This window comes from Quadrisphaera sp. GCM10027208 (assembly GCF_042658805.1).
In the GTDB taxonomy this organism is placed as follows: domain Bacteria; phylum Actinomycetota; class Actinomycetes; order Actinomycetales; family SCSIO-59966; genus SCSIO-59966.
The window spans coordinates 70,308-83,979 of sequence record NZ_JBHSRC010000003.1; the positions used below are offsets into that span (position 1 = coordinate 70,308).

The following is a 13,672-nucleotide window of genomic DNA, read 5'->3' on the forward strand; positions in this document are numbered from 1 at the left end:
GGTGAGGCCGGTCCGGCGGGCTGCCTGGTCCGAGCTGGACCCGTTGACGCTGCACGCGATCGTCCGGCTGCGGGTCGACGTGTTCGTCGTCGAGCAGCGGTGCCCCTACCCCGAGCTCGACGGCCGGGACGTGGAGGCCGGCACCGAGCACGTGTGGGTCCCCGACGACGGGCTCGCGGTGGCCTCGTACCTGCGGGTGCTCCCCGAGCCGGACGACGTCCGCCGGGTCGGGCGGGTCGTCACGCACCCGACCGTCCGCGGGCGGGGCCTGGCCGGCGCGCTGGTACGTGACGTGCTGGCGCGTCACGGTGCCCGACCGGTCGTGCTGGACGCCCAGGCGCACCTCGCGGGGTGGTACGGGCGGTTCGGGTTCACCGCCACCGGTCCGGAGTTCCTCGAGGACGGCATCCCGCACGTCCCCATGCGCCGCGACCCCTGACCCCCACCCCCCTACCCCCTTACCCCCCTTCGTGATCATGCAATCCCGCCACTCAAGAGGCCGCCGTCCGGCGCACAGAATGCTGCGCTGGTGACGCAACACGCCGGCAGACCTGTGCCTAACCCAGCATTCTGAAAGCGGGGCAAAGGTCATGCAGGGTGGCGGGACTGCATGATCACGAAGGGTCCGGGGCAGGGTGGCGGGATTGCATGATCACGGGGGGTTGCCGGGGGTGGCGGGATTGCATGATCACGACGGGGGTTGGGTGGTAGGTGGCCTGCGTCAGGGCAGGCCGGTGACGAGCTCGGCCAGCGGCACCCGCGGACCGGTGAAGAACGGGATCTCCTCGCGGACGTGCCGCCGGGCCTCGGTGGCCCGCAGGTCCCGCATGAGGTCGACGATACGGTGCAGCTCGTCGGCCTCGAACGCGAGGATCCACTCGTAGTCGCCCAGGGCGAACGAGGAGACGGTGTTCGCCCGGACGTCGGGGTAGCCGCGCGCGGCCATCCCGTGGTCCCGCAGCATCGTCCGCCGCTCCTCCTCCGGCAGCAGGTACCAGTCGTAGGACCGCACGAACGGGTAGACGCACACGTAGCCGCGCGGGTCCTCACCGGCCATGAACGCCGGCACGTGGCCCTTGTTGAACTCGGCCGGTCGGTGCAGGGCGACGACGGACCAGGCCGGCTCCAGTCCCTGCCCGAGCCGGGTGCGCCGCAGCCGGCGGTAGGCGTCCTGGACGGTCTCGACCTCCGGTGCGTGCCACCACACCATGAGGTCGGCGTCGGCGCGCAGGCCCGCGACGTCGTACCAGCCCCGGACGACGAGGTCCTTGCCGCCGAGATCGGCGAGCAGGTTCTCGACCTCGGCGACGAGGTCCGCGCGGTCGGCCGGCAGGGCGCCGGGGCGAGCCCGGAAGACCGACCACATCGTGTACCGGATCGTGTCGTTGATCTCCCGGGCGCTGGGGCCCGGCTGGGTCTTCTCGGCCATGCCCGCATTCTCCCCCGCCGCGTCCCGCGATCACGTGGTGGGCCCCCGTCATGCGGGCTCGGCGTGAGGTGGGACCCGGACGGCGCCGCTCAGCCGAGATCGGCCAGCAGGTCCTGCACGGCCGCCTCCGCGGTCGCGACGCAGGCCGGGAGCCCCACGCCACCGAAGGTCGCCCCCGCCAGCGCGAGACCGCGGTGCCGCGCGACGGCGTCCCGGACCCGGTCGACGAGGTCGAGGTGGCCGACGCCGTACTGCGGCAGCGCCCCGCCCCAGCGGGTGAGGAGCGTGGCGACCGGGCGCAGGGGTCGGTCGAGGATGCCGGCGGCGTCGGCGAGAGCGGCGGCGAGCACCTCGTCGTCCGGCCGCTGCAGGTCCGCCTGCTCCCCCTCCCGCCCGACCGAGAGCCGGACGACGTCGTGACCGTCCGCCGCCTGGCCCACCCATCCCCACTTGGCGCTGGAGAAGGTCATCGCCTTGACCAGCCGGCCCTCCACCGGGGGCACGAGCACCCCGGACAGCGGGCCGCCGTCGCCGAGTCCGTCGAGGGTCCCGGGCGGCAGGACGGCGGTGAGCACGGCGGTGCTCGCCGTCCGGACGCCGGTCAGCGGGCCGGCCGCGTCCGCGGCCACCTCCTCGAGCAGGCGAGCGGCCCGCCCCGCGGGCACGGCGAGCACGACACCGTCGACGTCGAGCGCCTGCGGGTCCGGCCGCGGGCCCACCCACAGTCGCCAACCGCCGCCGGCGGGGGCCTCAAGGCGGTGGACGGCGGCCCGGGTGCGCACCTCGTGCCGTGCGGCAAGCTGCCGGGTGAGCTCCTCGGCCAACCGGGCCACCCCGCCGCGGACGCCGGCAAACACCGGCCCTCCGGCCGCGGTCCCCGCGCCCGCGCCGGATCGAGCCGCGACCGCCTCCACGACCGACGTCCCGGACGTCGCGACCGGCCACAGCGCAGGGACGGTCGCCCGCAGCGACAGCCGGCCGGCGTGCCCGGCGTAGACGCCGCCCAGCAGTGGCTCGACGAGCCGGTCGACGACGGCCGGGCCGACCCGCCCGGCGACCCACGACGCGACGTCGACGTCGCCGGTGACGGGGTCGTGCGCCAGCGACGGCTCGGCGGCCGCCCGGGCGACCTCCTCGTCGGTGAGCAGGCCGCGCAGGGCCTGCAGGTCACCGGGGACGCCCATCTGGGTGCCGGCCGGCATCGGGTGCAGCCGGCCGCGGGTGAACACCGACGAGCGGGTGGTCACCGGGTGCTCGACGTCCTCCCCGAGCCCGACCTCCTCGATCAGGCGCAGTGCCTCTGGTCGCCGGGCGAGCACGGCCTCCGGTCCGACGTCGACGACGAGCCCGCCGGGGGCGCCGGGTACCGGGGCCCGCCGGAGCACCCCACCGGTGCGTCCGGCCTGCTCGAGCAGGACGACGTCGCAGTCGCCGGCGCGGTCCAGGGCCCAGGCCGCGGCCAGCCCGCTGATCCCGCCACCGACGACGGCGACCCGGGGACGGCGTCCGTCCACGGCGGTCACCGGCCGTCCGCGGCGCTGGCCTCGTGCACGAGGTCGACGACGCGGGCGAGCACGTCCGGGTCGGTGGTGGGGATGACCCCGTGCCCGAGGTTGAACACGTGCCCCTCGGCGGCCCGGCCGGCCTGCAGGGTGGCGAGGACCCGCGGGGCGACGGCCTCCCACGGGGCGAAGACGGTGGCCGGGTCGAGGTTGCCCTGCAGCGCGTGGCCGGGGCCGACCCGGCGGGCGGCCTCGTCCAGCGGCACCCGGAAGTCGACCCCGACGACGTCCGCGCCCGCCGCGGCCATCGCGCCGAGCAGCTCGCCGGTTCCGACGCCGAAGTGGATCCGCGGCACGCCGAGGTCGGCGACGCCGGCGAGCACCCTGGCCGACCACGGCTGGACCAGCGCGGTGTAGTCGGCCAGGGACAGCGCACCGGCCCACGAGTCGAACAGCTGGACGGCGCTGGCCCCCGCCTCGACCTGGGCGCGCAGGAACGTCGTCGTCACCGCGGTGAGCCACTCCATCAGCGCGGTCCAGGTGGCCGGGTCGCCGTACATCAGCGCCTTGGTCCGCTCGTGGTGACGGCTCGGACCGCCCTCAACGAGGTAGCTGGCGAGGGTGAACGGCGCGCCGGCGAACCCGATCAGCGGGGTGGCCCCGAGCTCGGCGACGAGCATCCGGACGGCGTCGGCGACGAAGCCCACCTGGCCGGCGTCCAGCGGGGGCAGGGCCCGGACGGCGGCGGCGTCCCGCACCGGTTCGGCGACGACCGGCCCGGTGCCCGGGACGATGTCGAGGTCGACCCCGGCGGCGACGAGCGGGACGACGATGTCGGAGTAGAGGATCGCCGCGTCCACCCCGTAGCGGCGCACCGGCTGCAGGGTGATCTCGGTGACGAGCTCGGGCCGCCGGCAAGCCTCGAGCATCGTCGTGCCCTCCCGGACCCTGCGGTACTCCGGCAGCGAGCGGCCGGCCTGGCGCATGAACCACACGGGTGTGTACGGCACCGGCTCGCGGCGGCACGCACGCAGGAACGGGCTGTTCTGCAGGTCCTCGCGCACGTCCGGATCCTCTCAGTCGGCTCCTGGCACCCGGACGCCGGCACCCGGACGCCGCGGCGCGCCGGTTCCGCTGCGACGTCCACGGTCAACCGACGTGGCGCACGTACCCTGCCGCCGTGCCGGTCGGTGACGTCCCCGGGCCCGCGCCGGAGGGCTTCCTGCGCGCGGTGGCCTCGTTGCGTGCCGCCCGGCTGCGCCCGGAGGTCGTGCTGACCGAGGTCCCCGGCCCCCAGCGGATCGCCCCCTACGCGGTCGCGGTCACCGCCGACGTCGTCGTGGGGGGCGCCGAGCTGGCCACCGGCCGTTTCGTCCTGCTGCACGACCCCGCCGGACAGGACGCCTGGGAGGGCACCTACCGGGCGGTGACCTTCGTGCGCGCCGAGCTGGAGCCGGAGACCGGCGTCGACCCGCTGCTCGGTCAGGTCGGCTGGGCCTGGTTGGAGGAGTCTCTCGCGCAGGCCGGCGCCCACGCCGTGGCCGTCGGCGGCACCGTCACCCGGGTGCTGTCCGAGGGGTTCGCCGCGCTCGGCGACCGGCCGGCCAGCGTCGAGCTGGAGGTCCGTGCCTCGTGGACGCCGGTCGGGGACGACCTGGGGCCGCACCTGCGCGGCTGGGGGGACCTGCTGTGCACGGTCGCCGGCCTGCCGCCGCTGCCGGAGGGTGTGGCCGCCCTGCCTCGCCGGCTGCGCTGAGCAACCGGCTGCGCTGAGCAGCCGTCCGGACTGCTCGTCGCCGAACCGTCAAGGTCGGCCGGTGGCGCACCGATGAACCGGCCATGACCGCTGTCATGGAGGGTGCCGTCGCCCGCTCCGTCGTCCGGCAGGCCGGCCGGTCCACCGCACTGGTCGCGGTGCAGACCGCGGCGGCCCGCGAGACCGCCGTGCGGCTGCTGCGAGTGCTGGGCGCCAGCGACGTCGTCGCGGCCCGCACCGTCGGCGAGGCACGACGCGCGGTGCTGCCCCGCAACCCCGACGTGGCGGTCGTCGAGGCGACCCTGCCCGACGGGTCCGGCATCGGTCTGGTCCGCGACCTGCGCAGCGCCGGCTGGCGCCGAACCGTCGTGCTGGCCAACGAGATCGACCCCTACACCCTGCGGGCCGCCGTCCGCGGGGGTGTGCGCTGCCTGGTGCTGACCGACGCCGTCCCGCGCCCGGAACCGGCTCGACCGGTCCCCGAGTCCGTCAAGGGCCTGTCCCACCGGGAGATCGAGGTGCTGCAGCTCGTCGCGGACGGCCACTCCAACCGAGAGGTCGGCGAGGCCCTCGGCCTGTCCGGCCTGACGGTGAAGAGCCACCTGGCCCGGATCGCCCGCAAGCTCGGCACCGGTGACCGGGCCGAGATGACGGTCGTGGCACTGCGCGCCGGAGTGATCTCCTGACCGGGTCGCCGCCTACGGTGTTCCTATGGACCCTCGCGAGCCGCGACCGCTGACGAGCCCGCGCGGCGGCGTCCCGGAGGTGACCGACACCCCGGCCGCGCTGCAGGCGGTCGCGCAGCGGCTGGCCGCCGGCACCGGACCGGTCGCCGTCGACGCCGAACGCGCCTCCGGCTACCGCTACGGCCAGCGGGCGTTCCTCGTCCAGCTGCACCGTGCCGGTACCGGCACCGTGCTCGTCGACCCGGTCCCGTTCGACGACCTCGCCGTGCTCGGCGAGGCTCTCGGGGACGCCGAGTGGGTGCTGCACGCGGCGTCCCAGGACCTGCCGTGCCTGGCCGAGGTGGGCCTGCGACCCGGCGGCGACCTGTTCGACACCGAGCTGGCCGCCCGGCTGGCCGGCTTCGAGAAGGTCGGGCTGGCAGCGGTGGTCGAGCGGATGCTCGGCTGGCAGCTCGCCAAGGAGCACTCCGCCGTGGACTGGTCCACCCGGCCGCTGCCGGCCGAGTGGCTCACCTACGCGGCCCTGGACGTCGACGTCCTGCTGGACCTGCGCGAGACCCTGGCCGCGGAGCTGGCCGCGCAGGGCAAGTCGGACTGGGCGGCCCAGGAGTTCGCCGCCGTCCGGGACGCGGCACCGGCGGCCCCGCGGCTCGAGCCCTGGCGGCGCACGTCCGGCCTGCACACCGTCCGCGGACGCCGCCAGCTCGCCGTCGTCCGAGAGCTGTGGCAGGTGCGCGAGGAGATGGCCCGCCGGCGAGACCTGGCGCCGGGACGGGTGCTGCCCGACCGGGCGATCGTGGCCGCTGCCGCGGCGATGCCGGCGTCGGTGCCCGAGCTCACCGCTCTGCCGGTGTTCTCCGGGCCGGCCAACCGCAGGATCGCCGCCCGCTGGTTCGCCGCCGTCGACCGGGCCCGCCGGCTCTCCGACGACGAGCTGCCCGCCCCGACGCTGGCCAGCGAGGGCCCGCCTCCGGCCCGGCTGTGGAAGGACCGCAACCCGGACGCCGCAGCGCGCCTGGCCGCGGCCCGGCAGGCCGTCGCTGCGCTGTCCCGCGAGCACGCCGTCCCGGTGGAGAACCTGCTGCAGCCCGACCTGCTGCGCCGGCTGTGCTGGGAGCCGCCCGAGCCCGCCGGTCCCCAGGACGTGGCCGAGCGGCTCCGGGCCGGTGGGGCGCGGCCGTGGCAGGTGTCGCTCCTCGCGGGCCCGCTCGCCGAGGCGTTGGCCGGCGAGGGCGCAGCGGTCACCTGACCGTGACCGGCGCCACCACGGCGGCCGCTACCAGCCAGCAGTTACCGGTGAGTAGCCTGAGGCGCGCACACCACCCACCGTCCCGACCGGGAGGCCCCGTGCCCCGCACCCTCCGGGACGTCGTCTTCGTCGACGGCGTCCGAACCCCCTTCGGCAAGGCCGGCGAGAAGGGCATGTACGCGCAGACCCGCGCCGACGACCTCGTCGTAGCCTGCGTGCGCGAGCTGATGCGCCGCAACCCCGGCCTGCCGCCTGAGCGTGTCGACGAGGTGGCGGTCGCGGCCACGACGCAGATCGGCGACCAGGGCCTGACGATCGGCCGGATGGTGGCCCTGCTGTCCGGCCTGCCGGCGTCCGTGCCGGGGTACGCGATCGACCGGATGTGCGCCGGCGCGATGACCGCGGTGACGACCACCGCGGCGGGGATCGCCTTCGGCTCCTACGACGTCGTGGTCGCCGGCGGGGTCGAGCACATGGGCCGGCACCCGATGGGCGAGGCGGTCGACCCCAACCCCCGGCTCGTCGCCGAGCGGCTCGTCGACCCGTCCGCGCTGTCCATGGGCGCGACCGCGGAGAACCTGCACGACCGGTTCCCGCACCTGACCAAGGAGCGCGCCGACGCCTTCGCCGTCATCAGCCAGCAGCGGCTCGCCGCGGCCTACGCCGCGGGCAAGGTCCAGCCGGACCTCGTCCCGGTCGCCGTCCGCAGCGCCGAGCAGGGGTGGGGGCTGGCGGTGGCCGACGAACCGCCCCGGCCGGGGACGACGATGGACGGCCTGGCGTCCCTGAAGACCCCGTTCCGCCCGCACGGCCGGGTGACCGCCGGCAACGCCGCCGGGCTCAACGACGGCGCCACGGCCTGCCTGCTCGCCAGCGCCGAGGCGGCCGACGCGCTCGGGCTCACCGCCCGGATGCGCCTCGTCGACTACGCCTTCGCCGGCGTCGAGCCGGAGGTCATGGGGGTCGGACCGGTCCCGGCCACGGAGAAGCTGCTGGCCCGCACCGGCCTGGGCATCGAGGACATCGGCCTGTTCGAGATCAACGAGGCGTTCGCCGTCCAGGTGCTCGCCTTCCTCGACCACTTCGGGATCGCGGACGACGACCCGCGGGTCAACCCGTGGGGCGGGGCGATCGCCGTCGGCCACCCGCTGGCCGCCTCGGGGATCCGGCTGATGAACCAGCTCGCCCGGCACTTCGAGGAGCACCCCGAGGTCCGCTACGGCCTGACGACGATGTGCATCGGCATGGGGATGGGCGGGTCGGTGCTCTGGGAGAACCCGCACCACCCGGACTACGGCACGGAGGACGACGCCCGATGAGCACCACGACCGACGCCGCGCGCCTGCTGGCCGAGTCCAGCGACGAACGGGTCACCGAGTTCCACGTCCGGGACGTGCAGCTGCCCGGCGGTCCGACGATGGCGCTGATCACGATGGACAACGGCTTCGACCACACGAAGCCGACGACCTTCGGTCCGCGGGGCCTGCTCAACCTCAAGGAGGCCCTCGACGGCGTCGAGGAGCGGGTCCGGGCCGGACAGGTCGGCGCGGTCGGGCTGACCGGCAAGCCGTTCGTCTTCGCCGTCGGTGCCGACCTCAAGGACGTCGGGCGGATCGCCGACCGCGACCAGGCCCTGGCCATCGCCCGGCTCGGCCACGAGCAGATGCGCCGGCTCGGCGAGCTCGGCGTCCCCTCCTTCGCCTACGTCAACGGTGTGGCGATGGGCGGCGGCCTGGAGATCGCCCTGCACTGCACCTACCGGACGATCTCCTCCGGGGTGAGCGCGGTGGCGCTGCCGGAGTGCTTCCTCGGGCTGGTCCCCGGCTGGGGCGGAAGCTACCTGCTGCCCAACCTCGTCGGCCCGCAGGCCGCGCTGACCGTCATGGTCGCCAACCCGCTGAGCAACAACACGACGATCAGCGGGGTGGAGGCGGCCCGGCTCGGCATCGCCGACGCGCTCTTCGAGCCCGCGGACTTCCTCACCGAGTCGCTGCGCTGGACGGCGAGGGTGCTGGCCGGTGAGGAGCAGGTCGAGCGGCCGGAGGTGGACCGGGACGAGCAGGCCTGGCAGGCCGCCGTGGACGCCGCACGCGCCACCGTCGACGCCAAGGTCGCCGGGGCCGCGCCGGCGCCCTACCGGGCACTCGACCTGGTGCGTCTGGCCCGCACCGCCGACCGGGACGCCGGGTTCGCCGCGGAGGACGACACCCTCGCCGACCTCATCCTCAGCGACGAGTTCCGCGCCAGCGTCTACGCCTTCGACCTGGTCCAGCGCCGCGCCAAGCGCCCGGCCGGGGCCCCGGACACCGGGCTCGCCCGGCCGGTGACGAAGGTGGGGATCGTCGGGGCCGGGCTCATGGCCAGCCAGCTCGCGCTGCTGTTCGCCCGCCGGCTGCAGGTGCCGGTCGTGATGACCGACCTCGACCAGGCCCGGGTCGACAAGGGCGTCGGTTACGTGCGCGCCGAGGTGGACAAGCTGCTGGCCCGAGGGCGGGTCTCCCCGGACGCCGCCAACCGGCTGCGTGCCCTGGTCACCGGCTCGACGTCCAAGGACGGGTTCGCCGACGCGGACTTCGTCATCGAGGCCGTGTTCGAGCAGATGTCCGTCAAGCAGCAGGTCCTCGCAGAGGTGGAGGCGGTGGTCTCCCCCGAGTGCGTGCTGGCGACGAACACCTCCTCGCTGTCGATCACCGAGATGGCCTCGCGCCTGCAGCACCCGGAGCGGGTCGTCGGCTTCCACTTCTTCAACCCGGTCGCCGTCATGCCGCTGGTGGAGATCGTCCGTGGTGAGCGCACCGACGACGCCACCCTGGCCACCGCGTTCGCGACCGCGAAGACCCTACGCAAGACGACGATCCTCGTCACCGACTCCCCGTCGTTCGTCGTCAACCGGCTGCTCGGCCGGTTCATGGGAGAGATCGCCCGGATCGTCGACGAGGGGACGCCGATCCCGGTCGCGGACCGCTCGATGGCCGGCCTGGCCCCGATGCCCCCGTTCATGCTGCTCGGCCTGGTCGGCCCCGCGGTGGCGCTGCACAACAACGAGACACTGCACCGCGCCTTCCCGGACCGGTTCTACGTCTCGGAGAACCTTCGCCGGGTCGTCGAGGCCGGTAAGCCGGGCTTCTACCGGACCGACGGGGGCCGGCCGGTGCTCGACGAGGAGGTGCTCGAGCTCTTCGAGCAGCCCGCCGAACCGGTCGTCCTGGACCCGGCGCAGATCCGCACCCGGGTGCTGTCCGCGCTCGCCGACGAGGCCCGGCGGATGCTCGACGACGGGGTCGTCGCCGAGCCGCAGGACATCGACCTTGCCATGATCACCGGCGCCGGGTTCCAGTTCTGGAACGGGGGGCTCACCCCGCTGCTGGACCGCACCGGCGTCGCCGAGCAGGTCACCGGCCGGCGGTTCCTGCCGCGCGGGGTGGCCAGCACCCCCTAGCCTGACGGGATGAACGGGATGGATGCGAGCCCCTCGCCGGTAGACCGGGACGACGTCCGGGACGACGCCCGGCCGCTGGAGCTGCCCGGACTGCCCCAGACGAACCGCTACGCCGTCCCGCTGTCGGTCCTGCTGGGTGGGGCGTACGTCTCGGTGACCGACACGGTGGAGGTGCACCCGGAGCCGCCGGTCTGCATCGCCCAGCCGTTCACCGTGCCGCTCGGCGCGGACGGCGCCGGCGAGTAGCCACCGCCGCATCCCCTCCTAGGTGCCGTACTCCGGGTCAGGGCTGTGAGGTCGCCACCGTCCGGACGCCGATCGAGTGATCCGCGCAGGCGTCGATCAGCTGGCCCGGTCGGGCCGCCGTACCGTGGGCGCATGGACGCGCCGGCCCCGCGGCCCGGGGACCCGGACCCCGGGCTGCTGCGCCGAGCGGTCCTGGCGGTGTCCGTCCTGGACGACGTGGACCTCGAGCCGCGGGAGGGCGGGGTGCACCTGCCGGGACGCCGGCCGGTGCTGGTGCGCTGGACGGAGCTAGCCGACGTCGTCGCCGGTGCCGACGTGGCCTCAGAGGCGGCGCGCCGGCGGATCAGCGTCCTGCTGCGACTGCGCCGGTTCGTCGGCGAGCTCGGCAGCCGGGCGCCGGCGGTGCTGGAGCAGTCGGCGCGGGCCCTGGCGCTGCCCGAGGGGCACCTCGACGACCTCGGTCCGGGGTGGGTCCGGGAGACGGTCCTCGGCGGGGACGTGCGCCTCGGCGTCGGCGTCGTCGGCGTGCTCGGCGACGACGAGGAGGTCGTCCCGCTGCACCGCAGCGTCACCGTCGCCGCGGGGACGGACACCCGGCAGTGGTGGCGCCGGCTGCGCGGTCACGCCGAGGCGATGGGTGCGCTGGCCGCGCACCGGCTCGCCCGCGACGAGGGCGCCGGTCGGCACAGCGTGCTGCGCCCGGTCGGCGGCTGCGACGTCCCGACGCTGCTCGCGTCGTCCGCCCTGCGCGGGTACCTGGCCGCCGGCGACGGGTCGGGGATGCGCGCGCTCGCAGTGCCGATGCGCAGCCGCGGCTGGTACGACCTGGCCCGCATCGACCCCGCGTTCGTCGCCGCCGCCTGGTCGGCGACACCGGAGGTCGAGCGCGGTTACCCGCGCCCGCTGCTCGTCACCGCCGACGAGGTGCGGATGGCCCTCCCCCGGGGCGACCCGGTGGCCCAGTCGCTGGCCGACCCCGTCACCGACGGCCCCGCCCTGCGCGACGTCCGATACCACACCCCCTGAACGCCCACCCTTCGGTGATCACGCAATCCCGCCACCCTGCCCCGCCCCCACCCTTCGTGATCATGCAATCCCGCCACCCTGCCGTCTGGCGCCTCAACCACAGAATGCTGCGCTCGGCACCGTTTGGCCGGCGTGTCATGCCCACAACCCAGCATTCTGCGAGCGGGACGGTGGCCGGCGGGTGGCGGGATTGCATGATCACGAAGAGGGGCTGCGACTGATCACAACCAGGTGATCCGTCGACCGCACCCTGAGGCGAGCAGGGCCCCGGGGCCGTCAGTGGCTCAGTGGGACGACGGGAGGGTTGCGTCGCTACCGGCCGCGGTGTCGGCGCTGACCCGGGCTGCGACGTCGAGGGCGACCTGCCGGGCGGTGAGGCCCACCTCGGCAAGCACCTCCGACCGGCTGGCGTGACTGATGAACCGGCACGGCACGCCGGCCTCGTGCACGGGCACCGCGCAGCCGGCGTCGGTGAGGGTCTGCACCAGCCGGGCGCCCACGGCCCCGACGCGCACACCGTCCTCGAGGACGACGACGAGTCGGTGCCGTCGCGCGAGGGTGACGAGCTCCTCGGGCACCGGCAGTACCCACCGCGGGTCGACCACGGTGGCCGTGATCCCCTGGTCCCGCAGCCGCTCGCGGACCTCCAGGCCGGTGCCGGCCAGCGCGCCGACGGCCACGACGAGCACGTCGGCGTCGAGGGTCCGGAGCCCCGCAGTCGGGGCGCCGTCGCTGTCCCCACCGCTAACCGCGAGCTCGGGCCGGGCCAGGACGTCGACCGCCCCCACCCGGTCGACGGCGGGGATGTCGTCGGGCACCACACCCTTGGAGAACCGGACGACGCTGGGGGCGTCGGCGATGTCGACGGCCTCCCCCAGCGCCTCCCGCAGGCGGGCAGCGTCCCGGGGAGCAGCCAGGTGTAGGCCCGGGACAAGCTGGAGCAGCGCGAGGTCCCACATCCCGTGGTGGCTGGCGCCGTCGTCGCCGGTGATACCGGCCCGGTCGAGGACGAAGGTGACGCCGGCGCCGTGCAGGGCGACGTCCATGAGGACCTGGTCGAACGCCCGGTTGAGGAAGGTCGAGTAGACCGCCACGACCGGATGCAGGCCGGCGTAGGCCATGCCCGCCGCGCTGGTGACCGCGTGCTGCTCGGCGATGCCGACGTCGAACACCCGGTCGGGGAACTCCGCGGCGAACCGGTCCAGGCCGGTGGGGATGAGCATGGCCGCGGTGATCGCGACGACGTCCGACCGGCGGCGGGCGATCTGGACGATCTCGTCCGAGAACACCGACGTCCAGGACCCACCGGGCACGGTGAGGGGCTGCCCGGTCTCCGGGTCGATGACCCCGACGCTGTGGAACCGGTCGACCTCGTCGGCCTCGGCCGCGGAGAAGCCTTGGCCCTTGCGGGTGATGGCGTGCACGATGACCGGGCCGCCGAACGCCTTGGCGCGGCGCAGGGCGTGCTCGACCGCCTCGACGTCGTGGCCGTCGACCGGGCCGACGTACTTGAGGCCGAGGTCCTCGAACAGGCCTTGCGGGGCGACGATGTCCTTGAGGCCCTTCTTCATCCCGTGCAGGGTCTCGTAGGCGAGCCGGCCCGGGGCGCCGCCACGCTGCAGCGCTCCCTTGCCCCACTCGAGGAACCGCTCGTAGCCCTTCGTGGTCCGCAGCGTGGCGAGGTGGTGGGCGAGCCCGCCGATGGTGGGCGCGTAGGAGCGCTCGTTGTCGTTGACGACGATGACCAGCCGGCGGTCCTGTCCGGTGGCGATGTTGTTGAGCGCCTCCCAGGCCATCCCGCCGGTCAGCGCCCCGTCACCGATGACGGCGACGACGAACCGCTCGGACTCCCCCCGTAGCTGGCGGGCCTTGGCGATCCCGTCGGCCCACGACAGCGACGTGGAGGCGTGGGAGTTCTCCACGACGTCGTGCTCGCTCTCCGCGCGACTGGGGTAACCGGACAGGCCGCCCTTCTGGCGCAGCCGGGCGAAGTCCTGGCGTCCGGTGAGCAGCTTGTGCACGTAGGCCTGGTGCCCGGTGTCGAAGACGAAGGTGTCGCGCGGGGAGTCGAACACCCGGTGCAGGGCGATGGTCAGCTCGACGACACCGAGGTTCGGCCCGAGGTGGCCGCCGGTGCGGGACACGGCCTGGATGAGGAAGGACCGGATCTCCCGTGCGAGTCGCTCGAGCTGCACCGGAGTCATCGCGCGCAGGTCCCGGGGGGAACGCACGGTCTCGAGCAAGGTGGGCACGGGTGAGGCTCCTCGGCAGGCGGTGGTGTCCGCCGACGAGTCTAGGTCCGGACGTCGCGGCCCGCCGGTCCAGGTGGGGCGCCGTGA

Annotated in this window: 12 protein-coding genes; 8 read left to right on the top strand and 4 right to left on the bottom strand. The window is 74.8% G+C overall.

Annotation, left to right across the window (positions count from 1 at the left end):
* Position 1: 1 nt before the first annotated feature.
* Entirely contained in the window at positions 2-439 is a 438-nt protein-coding gene (locus ACFP6A_RS05770) for a GNAT family N-acetyltransferase (protein WP_379602294.1), read from the top strand.
* 282 nt (positions 440-721) lie between these two features.
* On the opposite strand, the gene hemQ is transcribed toward ACFP6A_RS05770, so the two are convergent.
* The 3 genes from hemQ to hemE form a co-directional block, all read right to left on the bottom strand.
* Entirely contained in the window at positions 722-1,429 is a 708-nt protein-coding gene (gene hemQ / locus ACFP6A_RS05775) for a hydrogen peroxide-dependent heme synthase (protein ID WP_379602296.1), read from the bottom strand.
* Positions 1,430-1,518: 89 nt separating this feature from the next.
* Positions 1,519-2,952 carry a protoporphyrinogen oxidase gene (gene hemG / locus ACFP6A_RS05780; protein ID WP_379602297.1) on the bottom strand — a complete coding sequence of 478 codons (1,434 nt, stop codon included), beginning with the start codon at positions 2,950-2,952 and terminating at the stop codon, positions 1,519-1,521.
* Positions 2,949-3,995 carry a uroporphyrinogen decarboxylase gene (gene hemE / locus ACFP6A_RS05785; protein WP_379602298.1) on the bottom strand — a complete coding sequence of 349 codons (1,047 nt, stop codon included), beginning with the start codon at positions 3,993-3,995 and terminating at the stop codon, positions 2,949-2,951. Before hemE ends, hemG begins: the two co-directional genes overlap by 4 nt.
* Positions 3,996-4,111: 116 nt before the next feature.
* Between hemE and ACFP6A_RS05790 the strand changes: the two genes are divergently transcribed.
* The 7 genes from ACFP6A_RS05790 (at position 4,112) to ACFP6A_RS05820 (ending at position 11,333) form a co-directional block, all read left to right on the top strand.
* Complete coding sequence (locus ACFP6A_RS05790) at positions 4,112-4,687, top strand: DUF3000 domain-containing protein (RefSeq protein ID WP_379602300.1); 576 nt, start codon at positions 4,112-4,114, stop codon at positions 4,685-4,687.
* Between the two features lie 83 nt (positions 4,688-4,770).
* Complete coding sequence (locus ACFP6A_RS05795) at positions 4,771-5,373, top strand: response regulator transcription factor (RefSeq protein ID WP_379602302.1); 603 nt, start codon at positions 4,771-4,773, stop codon at positions 5,371-5,373.
* A gap of 25 nt (positions 5,374-5,398) precedes the next feature.
* Positions 5,399-6,622 (top strand): HRDC domain-containing protein, encoded by a 1,224-nt coding sequence (locus tag ACFP6A_RS05800; protein WP_379602304.1) that lies wholly within the window; start codon positions 5,399-5,401, stop codon positions 6,620-6,622.
* Positions 6,623-6,720: 98 nt separating this feature from the next.
* The gene (locus ACFP6A_RS05805) at positions 6,721-7,941 is read left to right on the top strand and encodes a thiolase family protein (RefSeq protein ID WP_379602306.1); all 1,221 of its coding nucleotides are present in this window, start codon (positions 6,721-6,723) and stop codon (positions 7,939-7,941) included.
* A complete protein-coding gene (locus ACFP6A_RS05810) occupies positions 7,938-10,061 on the top strand; it encodes a 3-hydroxyacyl-CoA dehydrogenase NAD-binding domain-containing protein (protein WP_379602308.1) in 2,124 nt (707 codons plus the stop codon). The genes ACFP6A_RS05805 and ACFP6A_RS05810 overlap by 4 nt, the downstream gene beginning before the upstream one ends.
* Positions 10,062-10,070: 9 nt before the next feature.
* Positions 10,071-10,307 (top strand): hypothetical protein, encoded by a 237-nt coding sequence (locus ACFP6A_RS05815; RefSeq protein WP_379602310.1) that lies wholly within the window; start codon positions 10,071-10,073, stop codon positions 10,305-10,307.
* Positions 10,308-10,439: 132 nt separating this feature from the next.
* The gene (locus ACFP6A_RS05820) at positions 10,440-11,333 is read left to right on the top strand and encodes a hypothetical protein (protein WP_379602311.1); all 894 of its coding nucleotides are present in this window, start codon (positions 10,440-10,442) and stop codon (positions 11,331-11,333) included.
* Between the two features lie 284 nt (positions 11,334-11,617).
* On the opposite strand, the gene dxs is transcribed toward ACFP6A_RS05820, so the two are convergent.
* Positions 11,618-13,585 (bottom strand): 1-deoxy-D-xylulose-5-phosphate synthase, encoded by a 1,968-nt coding sequence (gene dxs, locus ACFP6A_RS05825; RefSeq protein ID WP_379602313.1) that lies wholly within the window; start codon positions 13,583-13,585, stop codon positions 11,618-11,620.
* Positions 13,586-13,672: the final 87 nt, after the last annotated feature.

Excerpts from the sequence above, each read along its gene's own strand:
- hemQ (WP_379602296.1), bottom strand. The coding sequence starts at position 1,429 with ATGGCCGAGAAGACCCAGCCGGGCCCCAGCGCCCGGGAGATCAACGAC.
- ACFP6A_RS05795 (WP_379602302.1), top strand. The coding sequence starts at position 4,771 with ATGACCGCTGTCATGGAGGGTGCCGTCGCCCGCTCCGTCGTCCGGCAG.
- ACFP6A_RS05800 (WP_379602304.1), top strand. The coding sequence starts at position 5,399 with ATGGACCCTCGCGAGCCGCGACCGCTGACGAGCCCGCGCGGCGGCGTC.
- ACFP6A_RS05810 (WP_379602308.1), top strand. The coding sequence starts at position 7,938 with ATGAGCACCACGACCGACGCCGCGCGCCTGCTGGCCGAGTCCAGCGAC.
- ACFP6A_RS05815 (WP_379602310.1), top strand. The coding sequence starts at position 10,071 with ATGAACGGGATGGATGCGAGCCCCTCGCCGGTAGACCGGGACGACGTC.
- ACFP6A_RS05820 (WP_379602311.1), top strand. The coding sequence starts at position 10,440 with ATGGACGCGCCGGCCCCGCGGCCCGGGGACCCGGACCCCGGGCTGCTG.